We start from the raw sequence: 24,819 nt of genomic DNA, 5'->3' as shown, positions 1-24,819 counted from the left end.
ACCAACATGCCCGCAGCGACAACGATGACAGGCGACGAACGGCACGAGTGCCACGCCCCACGGGGGCTGGCGTTGCGTTCCCGGAGTGGCGCCCGCCCTTGCAGCGCGGAGTGTCTTTCTGATATAAAGCTGCGCTCTTTTCTGGGGCCCTGCTCTGATCTTGCGACCCGTTCGCGGCGATGTGGCAGTTAAGACCCTGGTGAAACTGAGAATCCAATTGAGTTAAGCAGCCAACCCATGCCGGGTTTGGCATGTGGTTTACAGAGGGCTGAGCCATGTCGAGAGTTTGCCAAGTGACCGGTAAGGGTCCGGTTACCGGGAACAACATTTCCCACGCACACAACAAAACCCGTCGCCGTTTCCTGCCGAACCTGCAGCACCACCGTTTCTGGGTAGAATCCGAGAAGCGTTTCGTACGTCTGCGCGTTTCCGCCAAAGGCATGCGTATCATCGACAAGCGTGGTATCGAGGCCGTTCTGAACGACCTGCGCACCCGCGGCGAAAAATTCTAAGGAGCTGCAGTCATGCGTGAACTGATCCGTTTGGTGTCCAGCGCCGGTACCGGCCACTTCTACACCACCGACAAGAACAAGCGCACCAAGCCTGAGAAAATCGAGATCAAGAAATTCGATCCGGTTGTTCGCAAGCACGTGATCTACAAGGAAGCCAAGATCAAGTAATTGATCTTCGCCCTTGTGAAGAAACCCGCCCCTCGTGGCGGGTTTTTTCTTGCCTGCCGTTTCCCGCGTGACGCGGCAGGTACAAAAAAGCCCGCCAATCGACGTAATGCTGTTCACTTAGGCATTTAGTGGACAATCGCGAGCTCCGATAAACCGATACCAGGTGCTCTGGTATCGGTTTTTTGTTCCTTTTTCAGAGCCACAGAGGGAACAACCCATTCAAAATCTCCGCTTGAAGCGACCTGCGGAGCAAAGAAACGCCGCGATCCTGGCAAAGGAGTCGCGGCGTTTTTCTTAAGTGAACAGCATTACGCCAATCGACGGGCTTTTTCATGGTCGGGCGATCAGGCCTTCTGCTCGAAGATCACGTAGACCTTGCGGCAAGGCTCCAGCACTTCCCAGGTGCCGCTGAAGCCGGCCGGGATGACGAAGCGGTCGCCGACGCGCACGGTCTTGGCGCCGCCGTTGGCATCACGGATCACCGATACGCCCTGGAGGATCTCGCAGTACTCGTGCTCGGTGTAGCTGACGTTCCAGTGGCCCGGCTCGCCTTCCCAGATGCCCACGTTGAACTGGCCGCAGTCGCTGGCGTAGTGGTTGCGCACGCTCTGCGCCGGGTCGCCCTTGATGATGCGGTCCGGGGCGGGGCGGTAGTGTTCGGGGGCGGTGGTGGCCTGGGCGAAATCGACGATCTGCTCGACGTTCATGGCGGTCTCGGTTCTTTAGAGTTGTTGGCGAGAGTGCGTGCGGGCACGCGCAGCGCTGTTGGATATTTACTCCGATACGGCTGTCGGAAAACCATCAGCCGATGAATCAAGGCAGTCTATGTTTAATAAAACGAACGTGACAAGGCCATTTGGCCGCATAGTGTAAAAAATATTGAAAATTGCCAGGCTCCGGTTTAGGGTGGCGGACAGCATGCGTTTGCTCCGCCTTGCGGAATATTTGACAGCGCGCCCGCACCGGGCGCCTGGACCTTAGATAAGTACATTAATAAGAGGACACGTTGTCATGGGTACCCTCACTCGCGCCGATTGGGAAGCTCGCGCCAAGGATCTGAAGATCGAAGGCCGCGCCTTCGTCAACGGTGAATACGTCGACGCCGTATCCGGCGCCACCTTCGATTGCATCAGCCCCGTGGATGGCCGCTTCCTGGCCAAGGTCGCCAGCTGCGACCTCGCCGATGCCGAGCGTGCCGTGCAGGTCGCCCGTGCCACCTTCGACTCCGGGGTGTGGTCGCGCATGGCCCCGGCCCAGCGCAAGAAGGTCATGATCCGCTTCTCCGAGCTGCTGCTGGAAAACGCCGAAGAGCTGGCCCTGCTGGAAACCCTGGACATGGGCAAGCCGATCAGCGACTCGCTGAGCATCGACGTGAACAGCGCCGCCAACAGCCTGCGCTGGAGCGGTGAAGCGATCGACAAGATCTACGACGAAGTCGCTGCCACTGCCCACAATGAGCTGGGCCTGGTGACCCGCGAGCCGGTGGGCGTGGTTGCCGCCATCGTGCCGTGGAACTTCCCGCTGCTGATGACCTGCTGGAAACTCGGCCCGGCGCTGTCCACCGGTAACTCGGTGATCCTCAAGCCCTCCGAGAAGTCGCCGCTGACCGGTATCCGCATCGCCCAGCTGGCCATCGAGGCCGGCATCCCGAAAGGCGTGTTCAACGTCCTGCCGGGCTTCGGCCACACCGTGGGCAAGGCCCTGGCCCTGCACATGGACGTCGATACCCTGGTGTTCACCGGTTCGACCAAGATCGCCAAGCAACTGATGATCTACGCTGGCGAGTCGAACATGAAGCGCGTCTGGCTGGAAGCCGGCGGCAAGAGCCCGAACATCGTCTTCGCCGACGCGCCGGACCTGAAGGCCGCCGCCGAAGCCGCCGCCAGCGCCATCGCCTTCAACCAGGGCGAAGTCTGCACCGCCGGCTCGCGCCTGCTGGTGGAGAAGTCGATCAAGGCCGAGTTCGTGCCGCTGGTGGTCGAGGCCATCAAGGCCTGGAAGCCGGGCAACCCGCTGGACCCGGACACCAACGTCGGTGCGCTGGTCGACACCACCCAGATGAACAACGTGCTGAGCTATATCCAGGCAGGCCACGACGACGGCGCCAAGCTGGTCGCCGGCGGCAAGCGCACTCTGGAAGAGACCGGTGGCACCTACGTCGAGCCGACTATCTTCGACGGTGTGACCAACGCCATGCGCATCGCCCGTGAAGAGATCTTCGGCCCGGTGCTGTCGGTCATCGAGTTCACCGATGCCGAGGAAGCCGTACGTATTGCCAACGACACCCCGTACGGCCTGGCCGCCGCGGTGTGGACCAGCGATCTGTCCAAGGCTCACCTGACCGCCAAGGCGCTGCGCGCCGGCAGCGTATGGGTGAACCAGTACGACGGCGGCGACATGACCGCTCCGTTCGGTGGCTTCAAGCAGTCCGGCAACGGTCGCGACAAGTCGCTGCACGCGTTCGACAAGTACACCGAGCTGAAGGCCACTTGGATCAAGCTCTAAGGACGGCGCGGGGGAGCTCGCTCCCTCCGTAACGACCTTATCGATCCAGGCCTGGCCAGGTCGGCCCCGTTCAGGGGTCGCTCTGACAAGAGCCAAACCTGCGGCCGGGTTTCCCTCTGGGAAGCCCGGCCGTTGTGCATTGCGCATCGGGCAACCTGACGGGCCCGGCGTGCGCTCCGGATGGAACGGGAGAAAGACAATGCGTTGGGGTGCCTATTCTGCGGTCTGCCTGTCGGTCATCAGTATCGGTCTGGCCCTCGGGCTGACCATGCCGCTGGTGTCGCTGCGCCTCGAAAGCTGGGGCTATGGCAGCTTCGCCATTGGCGTCATGGCGGCGACGCCCGCGGTGGGTGTGCTGCTGGGGGCCGCACTGGCCGGCCGGCTCGCGGCGCGTATCGGTACGCCGCGGCTGATGCAGCTGTGCCTGATTTCGGGGGCCTTCTCGGTCGGCCTGCTGGCGTTGCTGCAGAGTTATCCGGTCTGGCTGCTGCTGCGCCTGCTGATCGGCGTGCAACTGACCGTGGTGTTCATCCTCGGTGAAAGCTGGATCAACCAGCTGGCCATCGAGAAATGGCGTGGTCGCCTGGTGGCGCTGTATGGCACCGGCTATGCGCTGAGCCAGTTGTCCGGCCCGGTGCTGCTGACCTTCATCGGCACTGCCGACGACCGTGGCTTCTGGTTCAGCGGGTGCCTGCTGATCGGCGGTTCGCTGCTGCTGCTCGGCCGTGGCGGCGCGCCCAAGGTCGATCCGCACAGCGCTTCCGGGCGCGGGCTGTTCGGCTTCTGCGCGCAGTTGCCGGCGATCGCTTGGGCGGTGGTGCTGTTCGCCGGTTTCGAGGCGATGATCCTCACCTTGCTGCCGGTCTACGGCGTGCAACAGGGCTTCACCCAGGCAGTGGCCCTGGCGATGGTCAGCACGGTGGTCATCGGCGATGCGCTGCTGCAACTGCCCATCGGCTGGCTGGCGGATCGCATCTCCCGGCAGACGCTGTTCAAGGGCTGCGGCCTGGTGCTGCTGGCGAGCAGCCTGGGCATTCCGCCACTGCTGCACGGTCCGGCGATCTGGCCGGTGCTGGTACTGTTCGGCGCCAGCGCGGGCGGGCTGTTCACCCTGTCGCTGATCCTCATCGGAGAGCGTTACCGGGACGATGCCCTGGTTCGTGCCAATGCGCACATCGCCCAGCTTTGGGGGATCGGCTGCCTGATCGGTCCGCTGGCCACGGGCGCCGCGAGCCAGTGGATCAGCGGTCATGCATTGCCGATGGTAATGGCGCTGGGCGCGGCGGGCTTCGTCGTGCTGGTGTCCTACCGCGGCTTGCCGCCGGCCATGCAGGCGACCGACGCCGAGCTGCAGCGGGAGCGTTTCTAAAGCATCTTCTCCAGCCCGATGGCACCGGCGACCCAGGCATTGAAGCGGCGCCAGAGGTTGCCCGGTTCATGGTGCCGCGTGTGGCGTTGGCCGTCGCGCTCGTCGATCCAGACCAACCGGGGCCGCGCGCCGCTGCGGTCGATCTTCACCTGGTAGCTGACGTTGGGCGACATGCCGGTCAGTGCCAGGCGGCGAACCTGTTCGGCCAGTTCCGGGCTGTCGACGATGACCCCGACTTCGGTGTTCCACAGCACCGAGCGCGGGTCGAAGTTCAGCGAGCCGACGAACACCTGCCGGCGGTCGAACACCGCCGCCTTGCTGTGCAGGCTGGCGCTGCTGGAGCCGCGCACCATCCAGGGAGCGCCGGCGATGCGCTGGTCCGGTTCGGCGCGCAGTTCGAAGAGTTTCACTCCGTGCTCCAGCAGGGCCATGCGGTACGGCGCGTAGCCGGCGTGGACGGCCGGTACGTCGGTTGCCTCCAGCGAGTTGGTCAGCAGGCGCACGCTGACGCCCTGGTCGGCGCGCCGGGTCAGGTAGTCGACCCCGGCGCGGGTCGGTACGAAGTAGGCCGAAACCAGGATCAGCTCATGGGAAACCCCGTCGAACAGCGGGGCGAGCTGGGTGCTCAGCAGTTGCTCGGGCCGGGAGTCGCCCTGGTCGAGCACTTTCAGCGGAGCGTCCCAGATGGCGTGGGCGGGCGCCCACACCAGGTCGTCCAGCCAGTTGTCCAGGTGCGGCCGGTTGCTGCTGAGGTTGAGCCGTGCGATATAGCCCGAGCGCTTGACCCGCGCACGCTCCAGGTAGCGGTCGAGGCGGCGCCGGACGCCGTCCAGCTCCTTCTTGCCCGGCCGGCTCCAGAGGTAGTCCTCGATGGGGCGGCTCAGGGTGCTGTTCCAGTACTGGTCGAAGCTCACCCCGAGGGACTGGGCGACCGGCCCGACGCCGAGCAGGTCGAGGTCGCTGAAATTCATCTCGGCCTTGGCGCCGAAGTACTCGTCGCCCAGGTTGCGGCCGCCGACAATGGCCACGCTGTCGTCCGCCAGCCACAGCTTGTTGTGCATGCGCCGGTGCTGCTCGGAGAGGTTGAACAGGCGCCCCATGTTGCGGGTGAAACCGGTGCTGCGGCCCAGGTGCAGCGGGTTGAACAGGCGGATCTGGATGTTCGGGTGGGCGGCGAGGGTGCCCAGCTCGTAGTCCCAGCCGTCGCTGCTGGTGTCGTCGATCAGCACGCGTATGCGCACGCCCCGGTCGGCGGCGCGCAGCAACTCGCGGATCAGGGCGCGGGTGGTGAGGCCGTCGTGGACGATGTAGTACTGGATGTCGAGGCTGCGCTGGGCCTTGCGGATCAGTTCGGCGCGGGCGAGGAAGGCGTCGATGCTGGAGGCCAGCAGGTGGAAGCCGGACTGGCCGGGATGGGCCGCGGCCTGCTCGCTGATCTGGTTGTCCAGCCGGGTACCCTGCACCGGCAGCACGTGCGAAGGCTCGGGCGGTGGCGCACTGGCGCAACCCCCCAGGACCAGCAGGATCGGCAGGAGCAGGCGATGAAGCAATGAGAAGTCTCCGACAAGCCCGCCGGTGACGGGCTGCGGAAGATTCTAGCCGCTGGATCGCGTGGGCGGTCAGCCGCCGAGGGTTTCCTTGAAGCGGTACCAGGCCATGCCCAAGGCCAGCAGCGGCGAGCGCAGCAGCTTGCCGCCGGGGAAGGTGATGTGCGGCACCTTGGCGAACAGTTCGAAACCGCTGCCGTGCTGGCCGGCGATGGCTTCGGCGAGCAGCCTGCCGGCCAGGTGCGTGGCATTCACCCCGTGGCCGGCGTAGGCCTGGGCGAAGTACACGTTGGGTTGGTTCGGCAGGCGGCCGATCTGCGGCAGGCGGTTGGCGCCGATGCCGATCATGCCGCCCCACTGGTAGTCGATGCGGACGTTCGCCAGGTGCGGGAACACCTTGAGCATCTTCGGCCGCATGTAGGCGGCGATGTCCGCCGGATCGCGGCCCGAATAGTGACAGGCGCCGCCGAACAGCAGGCGGTTGTCGGCGGAGAGTCGGTAGTAGTCCAGCGCTACGCGCTGGTCGCACACCGCCATGTTCTGCGGCAACAGGGCGTGGGCCTGCTCGGCGGACAGCGGCTCGGTGGCGATCACGTAGCTGCCGGCCGGCAGCACCTTGCCGTCGAGGTAGTGATTCAGGCCATTCTGGTAGGCGTTGCAGGCGATCACCAGGGTCTTGGCGCGTACGCTGCCGCCGGCGGTGCGCACGCGCACTTCGCTGCCGTAGTCGATCGCCGTGACCTTCGAATTTTCGAACAGGCGCACGCCCAGGCTCTGCGCTGCGGCGGCTTCGCCCAGGGCGAGGTTGAGCGGGTGCAGGTGGCCGGAGCCCATGTCCACCATGCCGCCGACGTACTGGTCGGAGCCGACGATGGAGCGCATTTCCTCTTTCGGGACCATACGCAGTTCGTGGCGGTAGCCGAGGCTTTTCAGTTCGTCGAAATCTTCCTGGAAGCCTTCGACGTCCGACGACTTGTTGGCCAGGTCGCAGTAGCCCCAGGTCAGGTCGCAGTCGATGGAGTACTGTTCGACGCGGCGGCGGACGATCTCCACGGCTTCCAGGCCCATCAGCTTGAGTTCGCGCACGCCGTCGGCACCGATCACCGGCTCGAACTGCTCGACGCCGTGGCCGACCCCGCGAATCAGTTGGCCGCCGTTGCGCCCGCTGGCGCCCCAGCCGATCCGGTGGGCCTCGAGCAGTACCACCGAGAGGCCGCGCTCGGCCAGTTCGATAGCGGTGCTCAACCCGGAGAAGCCACCGCCGATGATGCACACGTCAGCCTTTTCCTCACCGGCCAGGGGAGGCACTTCGAGGCGTCGATTGACGCTTGCGGCGTAGTAGGAAGGGGCGTGATGGTCGGTGTGCACCGGCTGGTGAACGCGGGCGTTCATGTGCGATATCCTGATTTTTATGTTGTTAAAATTTTACGCAGGATAAACGCCGACTTCCCGCCACGCCAATAGCCGGAGCCGTAAAAAGAGCCGGAAAGTTGTAAAAGTCTGGCAGGTTGCCGCGATCAGCCGGAATTCAATCCGCTCTCAATCCGGGATGGGCAAAGTCAGGCTTTCCTTTACTTCTTCCATGACGATGTAGCTCTTGGATTCGCGCACGTGCGGCAGCTTGAGCAGGATGTCGCCCAGCAGCTTGCGGTAGGAGGCCATCTCCGAGATGCGCGCCTTCACCAGGTAGTCGAAGTGGCCCGAGACGAGGTGGCATTCCAGCACGTGGGGCAGCTTGAGCACCGAACGGCGGAAGTCCTCGAAGGTATCGCCGGACTTGTAGTCCAGGCTGATCTCGACGAATACCAGCAGGCTGGCCTTGAGGTACTGCGGGTTGAGGCGGGCGTTGTAGCCCATGATGATCCCTTCGCGCTCCAGCCGCCGTACCCGCTCGGTACAGGGCGTGGTGGAAAGGCCGACCCGTTCGCCCAGTTCGGTGAAGGAGATTCGGCCTTCTTCCTGCAGGATGCGCAGGATATTGCGGTCGATCTTGTCCAGTTCGCGGCGGCTTTGGTGTTGGGTTCTCATCGGTGGACCGGCGTCGGCTTTGGGGGAATGTCGGCAATATAGTCGGTTGTGCAGGGAATATCACTGGTTGCGCTTGAACTTCCGGCGGTCGTTGGCCAGCCTGTAGACCCATGCTCCCACTGTAAGGTCGGAGCCAGACGTTTTTCCCCTGGAGCCCGGCATGTCGTTACCGCGTCTGCGCACTGCCCTGTTGCTGCTGTTGCTGATCCTGGCGCTGGCGGCGGGCGGCGTGTGGCTGGCGGTCCCGCGGCTGCTGGCCGGCGCCGGCGTGAGCATCGAGCAGTGGCAGGGCCTGGGTGTTTCGCGCACCGGACTGCGGCTGGAGCACCTCGCGCTGCAGCGCCAGACCCCGGAGGGCGGCCGGCTCGCGGTTCGCCTCGAACGACTGCGGGTGGGCTGGCCGCAGTATGCGGATGGTCGTTGGCGGTTGGCGGAAGTGTCGGCGCAGACTCTGGACGTGCGGCAGTGGCCGGACGCGGTGGAAAGCTCGGGCGCACTGCCGGCGCCAGAGCAACTGGGGCGCTGGCTGGCGTTGTTGCCCGGCCGTCTGGCCCTGGAGCGGGTGAGCGTCGAACTGCCCTGCGCCCGCGAGCAGCGCTGCTCGCTGAACGGCAGCGCGCACTGGGAGCAACTGCCGGGTGGCGCCGCCGCATTGGGTGGCGAGTTGCGCCAGGGCGGCCAGCAAATGGCCTTCAACGGGTTGCTGCAGCCCGGCGAGGGACAATGGCGCCTGCAACTGGACAGCTATCTGGATAACGAGCCACTGCTGTCCCTGCAATCGAGCTGGGCGCCGGCTAGCCGCCAGCTTGCCGGAACCCTGGCCAGCCCCGCGGTGCCACCGGTCCAGGCGGTGCGCAACTGGTTCGGCATGTGGCTGCCCACGCCGAACCTGCCGCTGCCGATTCCCGAAGCCGGCCGCCTGCGCCTGAGCTGGGACGCCACCCTGGCCGGTGATGCCGCCTGGCCGGACTGGCCGGGGCTGCGCGATGGCCGCGGCAGCGTCGATCTTGCCCTGCAACTCCCCCAGCCTTGGCCACTGCCCGGCCTGGGTAACCTGCAGGGGGACCTGCGGCTGGTCGCCAGCGCCGGTGAAACGGGCTGGCGGCCCTCGGTGATCGGCGGCGACCTGCGCCTGTCCGATCTCTACGGCGACTGGCTGCAGGCGCTGCCGGTCGGCCTGCGCCCGGCGCGCCTGACATTGCGCCTGGAACCCGGCGTGGACGACGAGGCCGGCAGCGTGCGGGCCGACCTGCGCGCCATCGGCGCCGCCGACCTGCGCCTGCGCTCGCGGGTGGCGCTGCTGGAAGCGACCCCTCTGGCGCTGCAATTGAATGAGGCGCGACTGGAGGGCAAGGTTCCGCACCTGGACGTGGCTGGCCTGCGCGCGGCCAACAGCCGTCTCGATATGCGCTTTGACGGCCGGGTGGACAGGCAGTCGGCGACCCTGGCCTTCGCTGCCGGCCCGCACGTGCAGGTCGGTACCCTGAGCGGGCCGGCAGCGCTCAGGATCAGCAAGCTCAGCGCCATCCTTGGCAAGGGCGCCTTCAACCTGGCCTATCCCGCCGATGCCCCACTGGGCCTGCAACTGGCCGCGCCACTGCAACTGGCACTGGGCGAACTGCGCCAACCCCGCGTCAAGCCGCTGGCCTGGAGTGCCAAGGGTGAGTTGTCCGTCAGCCTCGATGTCCAGCAGTTCAAGGGGCGGTTGCAGAACGGCGGCGGGCTGAACGCCACGGTCGATCTGAGCAACGCGGCGAACACGGGGCTGAGTCTCGACGCGCGGCTGCCGGAGTTTTTCCTGCGTACCGGCAACCCGCTGGAGAAGTCCCTGGCTGACTGGCCGCCGCTGCTCGGCCTGAACAACGGCAAGGCGAGTCTCGCGCTGAACTGGCGTCTACCACCGGGCAGCGCGCCGCAGAACCTCGATCTGCAACTGCGCGGACAGGGGCTGGAAGGCGTCTATGACCGCAGCGAAGTTCACGGGCTCGACCTGCAGGCGAAGCTCGGCCTGAAAGGCACGCAGTTGGAGCTGCAGTTGCCGCAGCTGAAGATCGCCACGCTCAACCCCGGTGTGACACTCGGCCCGCTGATCCTGCAGGGCAACTACAAGGCCGCATTGGCGGCACCCTTGGCCGGCCGTATCGATTGGCGCCAGGCGGAGCTGGCGCTGTTCGACGGGCGCGCCTGGCTGCCGGCTGGCGCGGTGGATCTTTCCGCACCGGGCCAGGGTCAGATGCTCAAGCTCGAAGGCCTGTCGCTGGAGGCGATCCTCAAGGCCTATCCGGCGGAAGGACTGACCGGCACGGGAATCCTCGACGGCACGCTGCCGCTGCGTCTGGAGAAGGGGAAGTTGAATATTCGCGGCGGCCAGGTCGCCGCACGCGCGCCGGGGGTGCTGCAGTTCCGTTCGGAGAAGATCCGCTCCCTGGGACGGAGCAACCCGGCCATGCAATTGCTGGCGACCGCCATCGACGATTTCCGCTACGACAAGCTGTCCAGCACGGTGGATTATGATGACACCGGCAAGCTGCTGCTCGCCTTGAGCCTGAGCGGGCACAACCCCGCGCTGGAGCAGGGCCGGCCGATCAACCTCAACGTCAACCTGGAGGAGAACGTGCCCAAGCTGCTCACCAGCCTGCAACTGAGCGAGCGGGTCAGCGACACCATTCGCCAGCGCGTGCAGGAGCGCCTGCGCAACGACCCGGCCGCCGCGCCATGACCGCAAGGAGAACCCCGATGCGCCTTCGCGCCTTACTCCCATTCCTGCTCCTGGCCGGCCTCGCCCAGGGCTGCACGCCCACCGTGCAACTGGCCGCCCCGAAGGAGCCGATCAACATCAACCTCAACGTGAAGATCGAGCACGAGATCTATATCAAGGTCGACAAGGCGCTCGACGGCATCATCAACGAGAACAGCGGCCTGTTCTGAGAAGGAGCCTTTTCATGAAATTGCACCGCAAACTGGGTACCGCGCTGGTTGCCCTCTGCCTCAGCCTGCCGGTCATGGCGATGAGCCTGGAGCAGGCCATGTCCGCCCTCGGCGGCGCCAAGTCCCAGGGACTGGTCGGCGAGCAGGCCGACGGCTACCTGGGCGTCGTCAGCAACAGCGGCCAGGCCGCCGACATCGCCGCGCAGATCAACGCCGCGCGCCGTGCCGAGTACCAGAAGGTCGCCAGCCAGAGCGGCGCCACCCTCAAGGACGTGGAAACCCTGGCCGGGAAGAAGGCCATCGAGCGCACGCCTTCGGGGCAGTACGTGCAGGTCAATGGTCAGTGGGTGCGCAAGTAGGCCTTCCAAGGGAATTTCCCTGCCCACCGTCGTCCGTGGCGGAGGGTGGGGAGAGGGCCATCGGAGGCAGGTAAGTCGTGCCTGGTCGGGCTCTGGCGAGAGAAGTTCCGGCAGATTGATCGTCGTTCGATATTTCTTCCTGATCTGGCGAAAATTTCGCCAGATCATCGACCATTCGGTTTCAGGTGAAAAGCGCTTTATCCTGGTGGATGTCCCTCCACAATTGCGGCTTTTGCCAGGATTTTTCGACAAATACCAATTGTTAAATAGTGAATATCACTGACGCTGTCTTCCTATACTGCGCGCATCTACGTTCAGAATAAAAAACGTCCGCGTTCTGACGCGGCGTGGGAGGCAAAGAATGCGTGTTCTGGTGCTCGGCAGCGGTGTGATCGGTACCGCCAGTGCTTACTATCTCGCCCGCGCGGGCTTCGAAGTGGTCGTCGTCGACCGCCAGCCCGGCCCGGCCCTGGAGACCAGCTTCGCCAACGCCGGCCAGGTGTCCCCTGGCTATGCCTCGCCCTGGGCCGCCCCGGGCATTCCGCTCAAGGCCATGAAGTGGCTGATGCAGACCCACGCCCCGCTGGCCATCAAGCTGACCGGCGACCCCAGCCAGTACGCCTGGATGTGGCAGATGCTGCGCAACTGCAACGCCAAGAGCTACGCGGTGAACAAGGAGCGCATGGTGCGCCTGTCCGAGTACAGCCGCGACTGCCTCGACGAACTGCGCGCCGAGACCGGTATCACCTACGAAGGCCGCTCCCTGGGCACCACCCAGCTGTTCCGCACCCAGGCCCAGCTGGATTCCGCCGCCAAGGACATCGCTGTCCTGGAAAGCACCGGCGTTCCCTATGAAGTGCTCGATCGCGCCGGCATCGCCCGCGTCGAGCCGGCCCTGGCCAAGGTGGCCGACAAGTTGGTCGGCGCCCTGCGCCTGCCCAACGACCAGACCGGCGACTGCCAGATGTTCACCACCAAGCTGGCCGAGATGGCCAAGGCCCTGGGTGTGGAGTTCCGCTTCGGCCAGGACATCCAGCGCCTGGACTTCGCCGGCGACCGCATCAACGGCGTCTGGGTCGATGGCGAACTGGTCACCGCCGACCGCTACGTGCTGGCGCTGGGCAGCTACTCGCCGCAGATGCTCAAGCCGCTGGGTATCGACGCCCCGGTCTACCCGCTCAAGGGCTACTCGTTGACCGTGCCGATCACCAACCCGGACATGGCACCGACCTCGACCATCCTCGACGAGACCTACAAGGTCGCGATCACCCGCTTCGACCAGCGTATCCGCGTGGGCGGTATGGCGGAAATCGCCGGCTTCGACCTGTCGCTGAACCCGCGCCGCCGCGCCACCCTGGAAATGATCACCACCGACCTCTACCCGGAAGGCGGCGACGTCAGCCGGGCGGAGTTCTGGACCGGCCTGCGCCCGGCCACCCCGGATGGCACCCCGATCGTCGGCGCCACCCGCTACCGCAACCTGTTCCTCAACACCGGCCACGGCACCCTGGGCTGGACGATGGCGTGCGGCTCGGGTCGCTACCTCGCCGACCTGATGGCGAAGAAGCGTCCGCAGATCAGCACCGAAGGTCTGGACATCTCCCGCTACGGTTCCGCCTCGGAGGCTCAGAATGGCCATCCAGCGCCTGCACACTAATCAGCGGATGAGCCAGGCCGTTGTCCACAACGGCACGGTGTACCTCGCCGGACAGGTGGCGGACGATCTTTCCGGTGGCGTCGAGCAGCAGACCCGCGAGGTCCTGGCCAGTATCGAGCGTCTGCTCGAAGAGGCCGGCACCGATACCTCGCGGATCCTCTCGGCGACCATCTACCTGAAGAACGTCGCCGTGGATTTCGCCGGGATGAACAGCGTCTGGGACCAGTGGCTGCCGGAGGGTGCCGGCCCGGCCCGCGCCACCGTCGAGGCCCGGCTGTGCTACCCGGAGATCCGGGTCGAGATCTCGGTCATCGCCGCCCTGCCCTGATTGTTTTTGCGTGGCCCGGCCGCAGTGCCGGGTTTTTTTCGCCTTCTGTTCTTGATCCACCCCACAAGAGAGCCTCGCCATGCGTCCCGCCCGTGCCCTGATCGATCTTGCCGCCCTGCGCCACAACTACCGTCTGGCCCGTGAAGTCAGCGGCGCGCGAGCGCTGGCGGTGGTCAAGGCCGATGCCTATGGCCACGGTGCCGTGGTCTGTGCCCGCGCGCTGGAAGCCGAGGCCGACGGTTTCGCCGTAGCCTGCATCGAGGAAGCGCTGGAGTTGCGCGACGCCGGTATCCGCGCGCCGATCCTGCTGCTCGAAGGCTTCTTCGAAGCCAGCGAGCTGGAACTGATCGAAGCGCATGACCTGTGGTGCGTGGTGCACTCGGTCTGGCAACTGGAGGCCATCGAGCGCGCCCGTCCGGGCAAGCCGCTGACCCTCTGGCTGAAGATGGACTCGGGCATGCACCGCGTCGGCTTCTTCCCGCAGGACTACGCTGCCGCCCTGGCGCGCCTGAAGGCGCTGCCCCACGTGGCCAAGGTGGTACTGATGAGCCACTTCGCCCGCGCCGACGAACTGGGCTGCGTGCGTACCCAGGAGCAGGTCGCGGCCTTCCAGGCAGTGCGCGAAGCCGTGGGCCAGGGCCATGAAGTCAGCCTGCGCAATTCCCCCGGCATCCTCGGCTGGTCCGAAGTGCCCAGCGACTGGGTGCGCCCCGGCATCATGCTCTACGGCGCCACCCCGTTCGAACAGGCGCACCCGCTGGCCGACCAGCTGCGCCCGGTGATGACCCTGGAATCCAAGATCATCAGCCTCCGCGAACTGCCGGCCGGCGAGCCGGTGGGCTACGGCGCGCGCTTCGTCGCCGACCGTCCGGTACGCGTCGGCGTGGTGGCGATGGGGTACGCCGACGGCTATCCGCGCCATGCGCCGGATGGCACGCCGGTGTTCATCGACGGCAAGCCCAGCCGCATCATCGGTCGAGTGTCGATGGATATGCTCACCGTCGATCTGACCGACCTGCCGGCCGCCGGCCTGGGCAGTCGCGTCGAGCTCTGGGGGCCGAACGTTCCCGCCAGCCAGCTCGCTGCACTCTGCGGCAGTATTCCCTACCAGCTGTTCTGCAACCTCAAGCGCGTGCCGAGGGTCTATAGCGGCGAGTGACGGGGACCGTCCGTAAAGTTTGCGCAGGATCGACAGTCGATCTGTTGTAAATACTGAACGGTGTTGCCATGATACGTGGCACTTGGAACCCGCTCGGCTCAAGCCGTTTGCGGGTTCTGCCTTTCAGAGCCTGCCTGAACACAAGAATAAGGAGGACCCCACCCTTGGACGTCGGTGCTCGTCTGCAAGCCATCCGTAAGCTCAAAGGTTTGTCCCAGCGCGAACTCGCCAAACGGGCGGGTGTGACCAACAGCACGATCTCGATGATCGAGAAGAACAGCGTCAGCCCCTCCATCAGCTCGCTGAAGAAAGTGCTGGGTGGTATTCCGATGTCCCTGGTCGAGTTCTTCTCCCTGGATCTGGAACAGAACAGCAATACCCCGGTGGTCTACAAGGCAGACGAACTCAGCGACCTGTCCAGCGGCTCGATCATCATGAAGCTGGTCGGCAAGGACTATCCCAGTCGCGCCATCACCCTCCTCGACGAGACTTATCCGCCGGGCTCCGACACCGGCGACGACATGTACGCCCACGAAGGCGAAGAGACTGGCGTACTGGTCGAAGGCCGCCTGGAGCTGACTGTCGGCGATGAGATCTTCGTGCTCGAACGCGGCGACAGCTACTATTTCGATAGCACCAAGCCCCACCGTTTCCGCAATCCATTCGATGCCCCGGCGCGGCTGATCAGCGCCACCACACCGGCAAATTTTTGAACAGCCGGTAGGACCGGCCAGACCAGCTGCGACCTAATGCCGCAAGGCCCGACAAGGTAGTGCAATTGTTTCGAGCTTGCGGGCTTTGCCGTTATACTTGCGCCCGCCCGCGCGGCCCGAGACTGTGATGACTGCTACCGCGCCTGGGTGTGATAAGCCACGATGAGGGTGAAAGGGTGAACCTGATTAAAAAAATGCTGGCAGCCCAAGCTGCCGTGCTGGCCCTGTGGGCTGTAAGCGCTCAGGCCGCGACCAACGATGACGCCATTGCCAAGCGTCTCGAACCAGTGGGGAAAGTCTGCGTACAGGGTCAGGAATGCGAAGGCGTTGGCGCCGTCGCATCGGCCGGTGGCGGCGGTGCTCCGCGTTCGGGCGAAGAGATCGTCGGCAAGGTCTGCACCAACTGCCACGGCACCGGCTTGCTGGGCGCGCCGAAAGTGGGCGACAAGGCTGAATGGGACAAGCGTGCGAAGGAGCAGGGTGGTATCGATGGCCTGCTGGCCAAGGCCATCTCCGGCTTCAACGCCATGCCGCCGAAAGGCACCTGTGCCGACTGCTCGGATGACGAGCTGAAAGCCGCGATTCATAACATGTCTGGCCTGTAAGCGCCGGCCTGTGCCGAAAGAGCCGCCTCCGGGCGGCTTTTTCATGCCTGCGATCTGTGCAGCACTGCGCGGCGAAACCGCTCCAGCGCCTGCTGCTGGCGGGGCTGACGGTCAGTACGGAACGAGCGAGCTTGCGCGCGAACCGCACGGCCGTCTGCCGGCGGATCGCGGACAAGATCCGCCGGGACACGGGCATGAAAAAAGGCGGGCCCTTGCGGTACCCGCCTTCTATACGCGTGGGGCGATCAGTCTTCGAGGAACTCGACCTGACCATTGACCAGGGACTTCACCCGGGCCAGGGATTCTACGCGGTAGCCTTCGCTTTCCAGCAGGGCGCGGCCTTCCTGGAAGGACTTCTCGATGACGATGCCCAGACCGGCGACGCTGGCGCCTGCCTGCTGGATCAGGTCGATCAGCGCCTTGGCGGCGTGGCCGTTGGCGAGGAAGTCGTCCACCACCAGCACGTGGTCGGCGCTGGTCAGGTGCTTGGCGGAGATGGCGATGGTGCTTTCGGTCTGCTTGGTGAAGGAGAAGACCTTGGAGATCAGCAGGTCGTTCTTCAGCGTCAGCGACTGGAACTTGCGGGCGAAGATCACTGGGATGCCCAGTTCGAGGCCGGCCATGACCGCCGGGGCGATACCCGAGGCCTCGATGGTGACGATCTTGGTGATGCCCTGGTTCTTGAAGCGTTCGGCGAACTCGTGGCCGATCTGCTTCATCAGCGCCGGGTCGATCTGGTGGTTGAGGAAGGCGTCTACCTTGAGGACCTGTTCGGAAAGAACGATGCCTTCGCTGCGAATTTTGTCTTTGAGAGTGTTCACGGGGGGGCTTCCGGAGCGGCTGTCGCTGATGAAGCGCGTAATTCTACAATGCCGGCGGGGTTCTGCGCGACGTTCCGACCAGTGCAATTGCTGATCGAATGGACAGTTTTTCGATGGGCGGCCGCGCGTGATCCCGGTGCGCTGCCTTTCTGTAAGGGCGAGCTTGCCCGCGAACCCGGTCGGCGTCGGAGCTGCCGGAAAATCCTGTTCGCGAGCAAGCTCGCTCCTACAGGAAATTAGATCAGCGCTTGAGCATCGCCCGGATATCCGCCAGCGCGGAGTTGCCCTTGGCCACCTTGACCTCCGGCGGCGCGTCTTCCTGGCCTTCCCAGACCAGGTCTTCGGGCGGCAGTTCGTCGAGGAAGCGGCTGGGCGAGCAGTCGATGATCTCGCCGTACTGCTTGCGCTTGGCGGCGAAGGTCATGGCCAGGTTCTTTTTCGCCCGGGTAATGCCCACGTAGGCCAGGCGCCGCTCTTCCTCGATGGTGTCGGCTTCGATGCTGGAGCGGTGCGGGAGGATTTCCTCTTCCACGCCGAGAATGAACACGTAGGGGAATTCCAGTCCCTTGGACGCGTGCAGGGTCATCATCTGCACGCCGTCGGCGCCTTCTTCCTCTTCCTGCTGGCGCTCCAGCATGTCGCGCAATACCAGCTTGGCGATGGCCTGTTCGATGGTCATATCGCCTTCTTCGTCGCGCTCCAGGGTGTTCTTCAGCGCGTCGATGAGGAACCACACGTTGCCCATGCGGAAATCGGCGACCTTGTCGCTGGAGGCGTTCTGCCGCAGCCAGTTCTCGTAGTCGATGTCCATCACCATGCTGCGCAGCGCGCCGATCGGATCATTGCCGGCGCACTGCTCGCGGACCTTGTCGATGAAGCGCTTGAAGCGCTGCAGGCGCTCGACGTAGCGGGCATCCAGATGCTCGGCCAGGCCCATTTCCTCGATGGCGTTGAACATCGAGGAACCGCGCTCGGTGGCGTAGTTGCCGAGCTTTTCCAGGGTGGCGGAGCCGATTTCCCGACGCGGCACGTTGATCACCCGGAGGAAGGCGTTGTCATCGTCCGGGTTCACCAGCAGGCGGAAATAGGACATCAGGTCCTTCACTTCCTGGCGTCCGAAGAAGCTGGTGCCGCCTGATAGGTGATAGGGAATCTGGTGGTGCTGAAGTTTCAGTTCGATCAGTTTCGCCTGGTAGTTGCCCCGGTAGAGGATGGCGAATTCGCTATAGGGTCGCTGCGTCTTCAGGTGGATGGTGAGGATCTCCATCGCCACCCGCTCGGCCTCGGACTCCTCGTTGCGGCAGCGGATCACCCGGATCGGGTCGCCTTCGCCCATCTCGCTCCACAGTTGCTTCTCGAACACGTGGGGATTGTTGGCGATGAGGATGTTGGCGCATTTGAGGATGCGGCTGGTGGAGCGGTAGTTCTGCTCCAGCATCACCACCTTCAGCGACGGGAAGTCTTCCTTCAACTGCATCAGGTTTTCCGGGCGCGCGCCGCGCCAGGCGTAGATCGACTGATCGTCGTCGCCCACCACGGTGAAGTGCGCGCGCTGCTGCACCAGCATCTTCACCAGCAGGTACTGGCTGGCGTTGGTGTCCTGGTATTCGTCCACCAGCATGTAGCGCACGCGGTTACGCCACTTGTCGAGGATCTCCGGGTGCTCCTGGAACAGCTTCACCGGCTGCAGGATGAGATCGTCGAAGTCCACCGCGTTGTACGCCTTGAGCGTGCGCTGGTAGTGCAGGTAGACCATTGCAGCGGTCTGTTCCTTGGGATTGCGTGCCTTTTCCAGGGCTTCTTCCGGAAGGATCAGGTCGTTTTTCCAGCTGCCGATCAGGCCCTTGATCTCGTCCAGACCGTCATCGCCGGAATACTCCTTCTGCATGATGTCGGTCATCAGCGCCTTCACATCGCTCTCGTCGAAGATCGAGAAGCCGGGCTTGTAGCCCAGGGCCGCGTGTTCCTTGCGGATGATGTTCAGGCCCAGGTTGTGGAAGGTCGAGACGGTCAGGCCCTTGCCCTCGCCGGAACGCAACAGGATGCTGACGCGCTCCTTCATCTCGCGGGCGGCCTTGTTGGTGAAGGTCACCGCGACGATGTACTGGGCGCGGATGCCGCACTGCTGCACCAGGTAGGCGATCTTGCGGGTGATCACGCTGGTCTTGCCGGAGCCGGCGCCGGCCAGCACCAGGAGCGGGCCGCCGACGTAGTTCACGGCCTCTTGCTGCCGGGGATTGAGTCGGGACATGAAAGGCGGGGGTCTGTAGTGGAGCGGGCGCGTATTCTAGCAGGCCATGCCGGGCGCCGGGGTGCCGCTCGGAATAGCGGCGATCTGTGACGGGATCGTGCTTCCTGGTTTTGGATAAATCCGTACTTGTATTAGGCTTGTGAAGGCAATAGTTGAAGAAAACTCTTAAGAGTTTCTCGGAAGCCACGTCCGTATCGGGGGAGCCGGATACGACGGAGGCTTCAAAACCGGGAGGGCAGGCACAGGGACGGCGCCATGTTTCTTCCCATCGCATGGACATGGGGGTCGCTTGGTAGCGTCGGTCGAACCAGCGCGCCTGCTCCTGTTGGCGGAAACGCCGCAGTGGGCCCAGCTACTTCGCGGGCACCTGGCCGCGTTGGGACAGGGCTATTCGCTGATCACCGCGCCCTCCTGGGAGGCCGCCAGCAGCCTGTTCGATGAGGAACAGGTCGGCCTGGTCCTGGCCACGCCTGGCAAGCTGCCGTGCCCACACCAGTGTCACCTGCCGATGGTCCTGCTGCTCGAACGCGAGCCCTCGGAGGATCCGGTGGGCGTCGCCGACTGGCTGGCTGCCGAAAGTCTCAATGCCGAAGTACTGCGCCGTTGCCTGCGCTACGTGCGCGAGCGCACCTCGCTGCAACACACCCTGCAGAGCCTGGCCGAACAGGACCCGCTGACCGGCATCGCCAACCGCCAGGGCTTCCAGACCCTGCTCGCCGCCCGCCTCAGCGAGTGCGGCGGCCGTGGCCTGGCGCTGGGGCATCTGGACCTGGACAACTTCCGCCACGTCAACGATGCCCTCGGCCACCAGGCCGGCGACCGGCTGATCCTGCAGGTGGTCGGCCGTCTCAAGGCGCAGTTGGACAACGGTGACCAGATTGCCCGCCTGGGCAGCGACGAGTTCGCCCTGCTGCTGGATACCCGCCGTGACCCGGAACGGGTGGAGAAGATCGCCGAACACATCATCGAGGTCCTGGGCGAGCCTTACTGGGTCGAGGGCGAAAGCCTGCTGCTGGGTTGCAGCCTGGGTATGGCCAACGCCCGCGCCGGCGACAGCGCCGACCCGTTGATGTGGCACGCGCACATCGCCATGCAGCAGGCCAAGTCTCGCCAGGGCTGTACCTTCCATGTGTTCGATGACCGCATCAACCGCGGCGCGCGCAGCCTTGCGGACCTGGAGAGCGAACTGCGCCGAGCCCTGCGGCGCGACGAGCTGGAGCTGCACTACCAGCCGCGCCTGGACCTGCACGATGGCCGCATCGTCGGCCTGGAGGCGCTGGTGCGCTGGCGCCATCCCGACCGTGGCCTGCTCACGCCGGGGGACTTCGTACCGCTGGCGGAGGAGAGCGGGCTGATCGTGCCGCTCGGCTACTGGGTGATCTCCCGCGCCCTGCGCGACATGCAGTGGCTGCGCGGGCGCGGCCTGCCGCCGCTGCACATGGCGATCAACCTGTCGTTCCGCCAGTTCCAGGACAGCCAGTTGCTGCCGACCTTGGAGCGCCTGATCCGCGAGCGCGGCGTCGACGCCCGGTGGCTGGAGTTCGAGCTCACCGAAACCGCCGTGATGCGCCGCAGCGACCAGGTGCTGCAGACCATGCAGGTTCTCGGCCGGCTGGGTGTGCGCTTCTCGCTGGATGACTTTGGCACCGGTTTCTCGTCCTTCGTGCACCTCAACAGCCTGCCGATCACCCTGCTGAAGATCGACAAGAGCTTCGTCGGCGGCATGCACGAGCGCCCCGAGAACCTGCAACTGGTGCGGGCGATGATCAACCTGGCGCACAACCTGAACCTCGAGGTGGTGGCCGAGGGGGTCGAGACCATCGAGCAGCAGAACCAGCTGAACCAGTTCGGTTGCGACCAGGTCCAGGGCTACTGGATCAGCCGCCCGCTGCCCCTGGCGGAGTTGACGCGTTTCCTGGTGTTCGGCGCCAATCGCGCCTTGCGCCTGCAGGATCCGATCAGTAGCTAGTGGCCTGTGTGGCTAATTCGACTAATCAATTTCGGCGCCAGGCTTCAATTGCCGAATTAACCGTACAGGTCACTAGCAGGTGCCGAGGGCGTTGCCCGCCGCCTGCGGCCGCAGCAGCCGGGCGGTCTTGGCTTCGAACGCCAGGCACAGGCCGATCGCCGCGCACGCCAGCCCCGATGCCAGTCCCCACCACACGCCGCCAGGCCCCCAGCCAAGCGGGAAGGCGAGCAGCAGCGCCATCGGCACACCCACCAGCCAGTAGCCGGCCAGCCCGACCAGGAAGGTGGTGCGCGCATCCTTCAGGCCGCGAATCGCGCCCATAGCGATGCTCTGGGTGCCGTCGAACAGCTCGAACCAGGCGGCGATGGCCAGCAGGCTGACGGCCAGTTTCACCACCTCCTGGTTGGCTGGGTCGTCATGGTCGAGGAACAGGCCGATGACCACTTCCGGCGCCAGCCAGAACAGTGCGGCGAAGGCGAACATGCAACTGGCGCCGAAGCCGATTCCCAGCCGTCCGGCCCGGCGCGCCTCGACCAGTCGACCGGCGCCGTAGTGCTGGCCGATGCGGAAGGTCACCGCGTAGGAAATCCCCACCGGCACCATGAAGGCCACGTACACCGACTGGATGGCGATCTGGTGCGCGGCCAGCGCGGTGCTGCCGATGGCGCCCATGCACAGCGTGGCGACGGTGAACATCCCCGACTCCACCGCGTAGGTACCGCCGATGGACAGGCCCAGGCGCAGGGACTCGCCGATCACTTTGAAGTCCGGCCGCGACAGCCCGCGCAGCAGCGGATAGGCGCTGTAGGCCGGGTGCCAGCGCAGGTACAGCGCGAGGATCACCGGCAGGGCGTTCATCACCACGGCGGTGACCAGGCCGATCCCCGCCAGCCCCAGGCGCGGCAGGCCGAACAGGCCTTCGATGAAGGCGTAGTTGAGGGCGAAGTTGGCCAGCGCGCCGATCACGCTGATCGCCATGACCGGGCCGGTACGCTCGATGGCGCTGGTGAAGCCGCGCAGCACCATGAAGACCATGTAGCCGGGCAGGGCGAAGACGATGCTGCGCAGGAAGCTCAGGGTACCGGTGACGGTTTCCGGCGCCTGGCCGAACGTCAGCAGGATCGGCCCCAGGTTCCACAGCAGCAGCCCCGCCAGCAGCGACAGCGCGAGGCCGATCCACAGGCCGGCCTGGGTGGCCTGGACTACTCCAGATGTGTCCCGCGCCCCGTGACGAATGGCGACCAGGTTGCCGGTGGCGGCCACCACGCCGACGCAGAAGGTGGAGACCAGCGCATAGCTGGACGCGCCCAGGCCGCCGCTGGCCAGGGCCTCGCGGCCGAGCTTGCCCATCATCACCGTGTCGGTGAACACCATGGCCACGTAGGCCAGCTGAGCGGCGATCAGCGGGCCGGCCAGGCGGAGGATGGCGGCGAGTTCGTCACGGTACAGGCGTTTCATGAGTCAGGCTCAGTCAGCAGTAGCCCGCAGTGGGGCCGTCCGAATGGAAAGTTCCTCATTTTCCGGTGTCTGCACGGGTGGGCACAAAAGGAAAAAAACGATGCCATTCATGAGTCATACTCATGCCTGTTTGTCCCTGGAGTCCGCGATGAACCGTCAGTTGCCGCCCCTCTATGCCCTGCGCGCCTTCGAGGCCGCCGCCCGGCATGCCTCCTTCACCCGCGCCGCCGAGGAACTGGCGATCACCCAGAGCGCGGTGAGCCGGCACATCAAGACCCTGGAAGAGCACTTCGCCTGCCGCCTGTTCCAGCGGCGCGGCCGGCAACTGGAGCTGACCGAGCCGGCGCGCCTGCTGCTGCCCGGCCTGCGCGACGGCTTCGATGCGTTGGAGCGCGCCTGTTCCAGCCTGCGCGCGGAGGAAGGTGTGCTGCGCCTGAAGGCGCCCTCGACCCTGACCATGCGCTGGCTGCTGGCGCGGTTGAGCAACTTCCGCATGCGCAACAGCGATGTCGAAGTGCAGTTGACCAGCGCCTGGATGGACGTGGACCGGGTGGATTTCGTCCACGAGCCCTTCGACTGCGCCGTGCTGCTCAGCGCCGGGCATTTCCCGCCGGATTGGGAGGTCACGCTGTTGTTCCCCGAGTACCTGATCCCGGTGGGCTCGCCCGCCTTGCTGGCGGACGGCCCCTGGGACGCCGAACGCCTGGCCGGCGCCGAGCTGCTGCATCCGACGCCGGACCGCCGCGATTGGCGTCGCTGGTTGCAGCGCATGGGGCTGAGCGAGCAGGTTTCGCTCAAGGGCGGCCAGGTCTTCGACACCCTGGAACTGGGCATCGTCGCCGCGACTCGCGGCTACGGCGTGTCCATCGGCGACCTGGTGATGGTCGCCGAGGATGCCAACCAGGGCCGCCTGGCGCTGCCCTGGCCCAGCGCGGTGGGCAGCGGCGAGAGCTATTACCTGGTCTGGCCACGGGCGCGCCGGCATCAGGAGCGCCTGCGCCGGCTGCGCGACTTCCTCCAGGCCGAGGTCCAGGCCATGCAGTTGCCGGCGGTCGAGCTGCTCGACTAGGGCGCCGCGAACAGACATGTCCTGGCGCGGACACGACGTTCCGTGTCGGCTTCGGTCGTCGAGTTGAAACAGGGCTTTGCTAGGGTCAGAGGTGGACTAGTCCAGGGAAGGGCCGCGAGGCGGACTTCCCCAACCTTCCAGACCACCACCGGGGGAACCCCATGAAGCCCTTCCGCTCCCTGATCGCCGGCCTGATACTCGGCGGCCTCGCCAGCACCGCCTTCGCCGCCACCGAGCTCAAGCACTGGCCGGAAGCCGCCGCCAAGCAGCTCGACGCCCTGATCGCCGCCAACGCCAACCAGGGCGCCTTCGCGGTCTTCGACATGGACAACACCAGCTACCGGTACGATCTGGAAGAGTCGCTGCTGCCGTTCCTGGAAATGAAGGGCGTGCTGACCCGCGAGAAGCTCGACCCGTCGCTCAAGCTGATTCCGTTCAAGGACGTCAACGGCCACAAGGAAAGCCTCAACAGCTACTACTACCGCCTGTGCGAGATCGACGACCTGGTCTGCTACCCCTGGGTCGCCCAGGTGTTCTCCGGCTTCACCCTCAAGGAGCTCAAGGGCTACGTCGATGAGCTGATGGCCTACGGCAAGCCGGTCCCCAGCACCTACTACGAGGGGGACGCGGTGAAGGCCATCGAGATCAACCCGCCGAAAGTCTTCACCGGGCAGGCCGAGCTGTACAACAAGCTGATGGAGAACGGTATCGAGGTCTACGTGATGACCGCCGCCCATGAAGAACTGGTGCGCATGGTCGCCTCCGATCCGAAGTACGGCTACAACGTGAAGCCGGAGAACGTCATCGGCGTCACCACCCTGCTGAAGAACCGCAAGACCGGCGAGCTGACCACCGCACGCAAGCAGATCAGCGCCGGAAAGTACGATCCCAAAGCCAATCTGGACCTGGAGGTCACCCCCTACCTGTGGACCCCGGCGACCTGGATGGCCGGCAAGCAGGCCGCGATCCTCACCTACATCGACCCGTGGAAGCGCCCGATCCTGGTCGGCGGCGATACCCCCAGCAGCGACGGCTACATGCTGTTCAACGGCACCGCCGACAACGGCATCCATCTGTGGATCAACCGCAAGCCCAAGTACATGGACCAGCTCAACGGGATGATCAAGCAGAACGCGGCTGCCCAGGCAAAACTTGGCCTGCCGGTCACCGCCGACAAGAACTGGGTGATCGTGACGCCTGAGCAGATCCAGTAATTCTGCGATATGGCTCAATCAGGCGCGCATTCCATGCGCGCCTACTGACAGACGTAATGGGGGACATAGTCTGACGGACGATTAATTCCACTGCAAAAGTGGGAAATTGGCTGAGGCGTTCCCATCCATGTTCCTGGGAACTTTTATATAGGTTTGACC

At 65.1% G+C, this 24,819-nt stretch carries 22 protein-coding genes; 15 read left to right on the top strand and 7 right to left on the bottom strand.

Annotation, left to right across the window (positions count from 1 at the left end; translation table 11 throughout):
* Positions 1 to 275: 275 nt before the first annotated feature.
* Positions 276 to 512 (top strand): 50S ribosomal protein L28, encoded by a 237-nt coding sequence (rpmB, locus tag H681_RS24245; protein WP_015479545.1) that lies wholly within the window; start codon positions 276 to 278, stop codon positions 510 to 512.
* Positions 513 to 524: 12 nt separating this feature from the next.
* Positions 525 to 680, top strand: coding sequence for a 50S ribosomal protein L33 (rpmG, locus tag H681_RS24240; protein ID WP_009614117.1), 156 nt, complete (start codon positions 525 to 527; stop codon positions 678 to 680).
* 344 nt (positions 681 to 1,024) lie between these two features.
* Here rpmG and H681_RS24235 read toward each other — a convergent pair whose 3' ends face one another.
* Complete coding sequence (locus tag H681_RS24235) at positions 1,025 to 1,387, bottom strand: cupin domain-containing protein (protein WP_015479544.1); 363 nt, start codon at positions 1,385 to 1,387, stop codon at positions 1,025 to 1,027.
* 304 nt (positions 1,388 to 1,691) lie between these two features.
* Between H681_RS24235 and H681_RS24230 the strand changes: the two genes are divergently transcribed.
* Positions 1,692 to 3,185, top strand: a complete 1,494-nt coding sequence (locus H681_RS24230) for an aldehyde dehydrogenase (RefSeq protein WP_015479543.1) — start codon at positions 1,692 to 1,694, stop codon at positions 3,183 to 3,185.
* Positions 3,186 to 3,384: 199 nt separating this feature from the next.
* Positions 3,385 to 4,554, top strand: a complete 1,170-nt coding sequence (locus tag H681_RS24225; RefSeq protein WP_015479542.1) for an MFS transporter — start codon at positions 3,385 to 3,387, stop codon at positions 4,552 to 4,554.
* Here the strand turns inward: H681_RS24225 and H681_RS24220 are convergent.
* The 3 genes from H681_RS24220 to dadR form a co-directional block, all read right to left on the bottom strand.
* Positions 4,551 to 6,104 (bottom strand): phospholipase D family protein, encoded by a 1,554-nt coding sequence (locus tag H681_RS24220; RefSeq protein ID WP_015479541.1) that lies wholly within the window; start codon positions 6,102 to 6,104, stop codon positions 4,551 to 4,553. The genes H681_RS24225 and H681_RS24220 overlap by 4 nt on opposite strands.
* Before the next feature lie 69 nt (positions 6,105 to 6,173).
* A complete protein-coding gene (locus H681_RS24215) occupies positions 6,174 to 7,493 on the bottom strand; it encodes an NAD(P)/FAD-dependent oxidoreductase (RefSeq protein ID WP_015479540.1) in 1,320 nt (439 codons plus the stop codon).
* A gap of 147 nt (positions 7,494 to 7,640) precedes the next feature.
* The gene (gene dadR / locus H681_RS24210; RefSeq protein WP_015479539.1) at positions 7,641 to 8,129 is read right to left on the bottom strand and encodes a transcriptional regulator DadR; all 489 of its coding nucleotides are present in this window, start codon (positions 8,127 to 8,129) and stop codon (positions 7,641 to 7,643) included.
* Between the two features lie 160 nt (positions 8,130 to 8,289).
* Between dadR and H681_RS24205 the strand changes: the two genes are divergently transcribed.
* The 8 genes from H681_RS24205 to H681_RS24170 all read left to right on the top strand — a co-directional run bounded on the left by H681_RS24205 (position 8,290) and on the right by H681_RS24170 (position 15,878).
* On the top strand, positions 8,290 to 10,848 hold the full coding sequence (locus H681_RS24205) for a YdbH domain-containing protein (protein ID WP_015479538.1): 2,559 nt from the start codon (positions 8,290 to 8,292) through the stop codon (positions 10,846 to 10,848).
* A 17-nt stretch (positions 10,849 to 10,865) separates the two neighbouring features.
* Entirely contained in the window at positions 10,866 to 11,057 is a 192-nt protein-coding gene (locus H681_RS24200; RefSeq protein ID WP_015479537.1) for a YnbE family lipoprotein, read from the top strand.
* A gap of 14 nt (positions 11,058 to 11,071) precedes the next feature.
* Positions 11,072 to 11,416 carry a YdbL family protein gene (locus tag H681_RS24195; protein WP_015479536.1) on the top strand — a complete coding sequence of 115 codons (345 nt, stop codon included), beginning with the start codon at positions 11,072 to 11,074 and terminating at the stop codon, positions 11,414 to 11,416.
* A gap of 361 nt (positions 11,417 to 11,777) precedes the next feature.
* Positions 11,778 to 13,073 (top strand): D-amino acid dehydrogenase, encoded by a 1,296-nt coding sequence (dadA, locus tag H681_RS24190; protein WP_015479535.1) that lies wholly within the window; start codon positions 11,778 to 11,780, stop codon positions 13,071 to 13,073.
* Positions 13,048 to 13,401, top strand: coding sequence for a RidA family protein (locus H681_RS24185; protein WP_015479534.1), 354 nt, complete (start codon positions 13,048 to 13,050; stop codon positions 13,399 to 13,401). Before dadA ends, H681_RS24185 begins: the two co-directional genes overlap by 26 nt.
* 79 nt (positions 13,402 to 13,480) lie before the next feature.
* On the top strand, positions 13,481 to 14,560 hold the full coding sequence (alr, locus tag H681_RS24180; RefSeq protein WP_015479533.1) for an alanine racemase: 1,080 nt from the start codon (positions 13,481 to 13,483) through the stop codon (positions 14,558 to 14,560).
* Between the two features lie 164 nt (positions 14,561 to 14,724).
* A complete protein-coding gene (locus H681_RS24175; protein WP_015479532.1) occupies positions 14,725 to 15,273 on the top strand; it encodes a cupin domain-containing protein in 549 nt (182 codons plus the stop codon).
* Between the two features lie 176 nt (positions 15,274 to 15,449).
* Positions 15,450 to 15,878: a c-type cytochrome gene (locus tag H681_RS24170; protein ID WP_015479531.1), complete on the top strand. Its 429-nt coding sequence runs from the start codon at positions 15,450 to 15,452 to the stop codon at positions 15,876 to 15,878.
* Positions 15,879 to 16,123: 245 nt separating this feature from the next.
* Here the strand turns inward: H681_RS24170 and H681_RS24165 are convergent, their stop codons facing one another.
* Positions 16,124 to 16,699, bottom strand: coding sequence for a xanthine phosphoribosyltransferase (locus H681_RS24165; RefSeq protein WP_015479530.1), 576 nt, complete (start codon positions 16,697 to 16,699; stop codon positions 16,124 to 16,126).
* A gap of 241 nt (positions 16,700 to 16,940) precedes the next feature.
* The gene (gene rep, locus H681_RS24160; protein ID WP_015479529.1) at positions 16,941 to 18,950 is read right to left on the bottom strand and encodes a DNA helicase Rep; all 2,010 of its coding nucleotides are present in this window, start codon (positions 18,948 to 18,950) and stop codon (positions 16,941 to 16,943) included.
* Positions 18,951 to 19,239: 289 nt separating this feature from the next.
* Between rep and H681_RS24155 the strand changes: the two genes are divergently transcribed.
* On the top strand, positions 19,240 to 20,919 hold the full coding sequence (locus H681_RS24155) for a putative bifunctional diguanylate cyclase/phosphodiesterase (RefSeq protein WP_015479528.1): 1,680 nt from the start codon (positions 19,240 to 19,242) through the stop codon (positions 20,917 to 20,919).
* Positions 20,920 to 20,991: 72 nt separating this feature from the next.
* Here the strand turns inward: H681_RS24155 and H681_RS24150 are convergent, their stop codons facing one another.
* Positions 20,992 to 22,377 carry a NorM family multidrug efflux MATE transporter gene (locus H681_RS24150; protein ID WP_015479527.1) on the bottom strand — a complete coding sequence of 462 codons (1,386 nt, stop codon included), beginning with the start codon at positions 22,375 to 22,377 and terminating at the stop codon, positions 20,992 to 20,994.
* Between the two features lie 148 nt (positions 22,378 to 22,525).
* Here H681_RS24150 and H681_RS24145 point away from each other — a divergent pair, with 148 nt between their 5' ends.
* Together H681_RS24145 and H681_RS24140 are read left to right on the top strand one after the other, a co-directional pair.
* Positions 22,526 to 23,446, top strand: a complete 921-nt coding sequence (locus H681_RS24145) for a LysR substrate-binding domain-containing protein (RefSeq protein ID WP_015479526.1) — start codon at positions 22,526 to 22,528, stop codon at positions 23,444 to 23,446.
* A gap of 161 nt (positions 23,447 to 23,607) precedes the next feature.
* Positions 23,608 to 24,660 (top strand): hypothetical protein, encoded by a 1,053-nt coding sequence (locus tag H681_RS24140; protein ID WP_015479525.1) that lies wholly within the window; start codon positions 23,608 to 23,610, stop codon positions 24,658 to 24,660.
* Positions 24,661 to 24,819 lie beyond the last annotated feature (159 nt).

The organism is Pseudomonas sp. ATCC 13867 (assembly GCF_000349845.1).
GTDB lineage: Bacteria > Pseudomonadota > Gammaproteobacteria > Pseudomonadales > Pseudomonadaceae > Pseudomonas.
This window is presented reverse-complemented; position numbering and strand designations above follow the sequence as displayed.

Bases quoted from the DNA above. Each gene is read 5' to 3' on its own strand.
- rpmB (WP_015479545.1), top strand. From the start codon at position 276: ATGTCGAGAGTTTGCCAAGTGACCGGTAAGGGTCCGGTTACCGGGAAC.
- rpmG (WP_009614117.1), top strand. From the start codon at position 525: ATGCGTGAACTGATCCGTTTGGTGTCCAGCGCCGGTACCGGCCACTTC.
- H681_RS24235 (WP_015479544.1), bottom strand. From the start codon at position 1,387: ATGAACGTCGAGCAGATCGTCGATTTCGCCCAGGCCACCACCGCCCCC.
- H681_RS24230 (WP_015479543.1), top strand. From the start codon at position 1,692: ATGGGTACCCTCACTCGCGCCGATTGGGAAGCTCGCGCCAAGGATCTG.
- H681_RS24225 (WP_015479542.1), top strand. From the start codon at position 3,385: ATGCGTTGGGGTGCCTATTCTGCGGTCTGCCTGTCGGTCATCAGTATC.
- H681_RS24215 (WP_015479540.1), bottom strand. From the start codon at position 7,493: ATGAACGCCCGCGTTCACCAGCCGGTGCACACCGACCATCACGCCCCT.
- dadR (WP_015479539.1), bottom strand. From the start codon at position 8,129: ATGAGAACCCAACACCAAAGCCGCCGCGAACTGGACAAGATCGACCGC.
- H681_RS24205 (WP_015479538.1), top strand. From the start codon at position 8,290: ATGTCGTTACCGCGTCTGCGCACTGCCCTGTTGCTGCTGTTGCTGATC.
- H681_RS24200 (WP_015479537.1), top strand. From the start codon at position 10,866: ATGCGCCTTCGCGCCTTACTCCCATTCCTGCTCCTGGCCGGCCTCGCC.
- H681_RS24195 (WP_015479536.1), top strand. From the start codon at position 11,072: ATGAAATTGCACCGCAAACTGGGTACCGCGCTGGTTGCCCTCTGCCTC.
- dadA (WP_015479535.1), top strand. From the start codon at position 11,778: ATGCGTGTTCTGGTGCTCGGCAGCGGTGTGATCGGTACCGCCAGTGCT.
- H681_RS24185 (WP_015479534.1), top strand. From the start codon at position 13,048: ATGGCCATCCAGCGCCTGCACACTAATCAGCGGATGAGCCAGGCCGTT.
- alr (WP_015479533.1), top strand. From the start codon at position 13,481: ATGCGTCCCGCCCGTGCCCTGATCGATCTTGCCGCCCTGCGCCACAAC.
- rep (WP_015479529.1), bottom strand. From the start codon at position 18,950: ATGTCCCGACTCAATCCCCGGCAGCAAGAGGCCGTGAACTACGTCGGC.
- H681_RS24150 (WP_015479527.1), bottom strand. From the start codon at position 22,377: ATGAAACGCCTGTACCGTGACGAACTCGCCGCCATCCTCCGCCTGGCC.
- H681_RS24145 (WP_015479526.1), top strand. From the start codon at position 22,526: ATGAACCGTCAGTTGCCGCCCCTCTATGCCCTGCGCGCCTTCGAGGCC.
- H681_RS24140 (WP_015479525.1), top strand. From the start codon at position 23,608: ATGAAGCCCTTCCGCTCCCTGATCGCCGGCCTGATACTCGGCGGCCTC.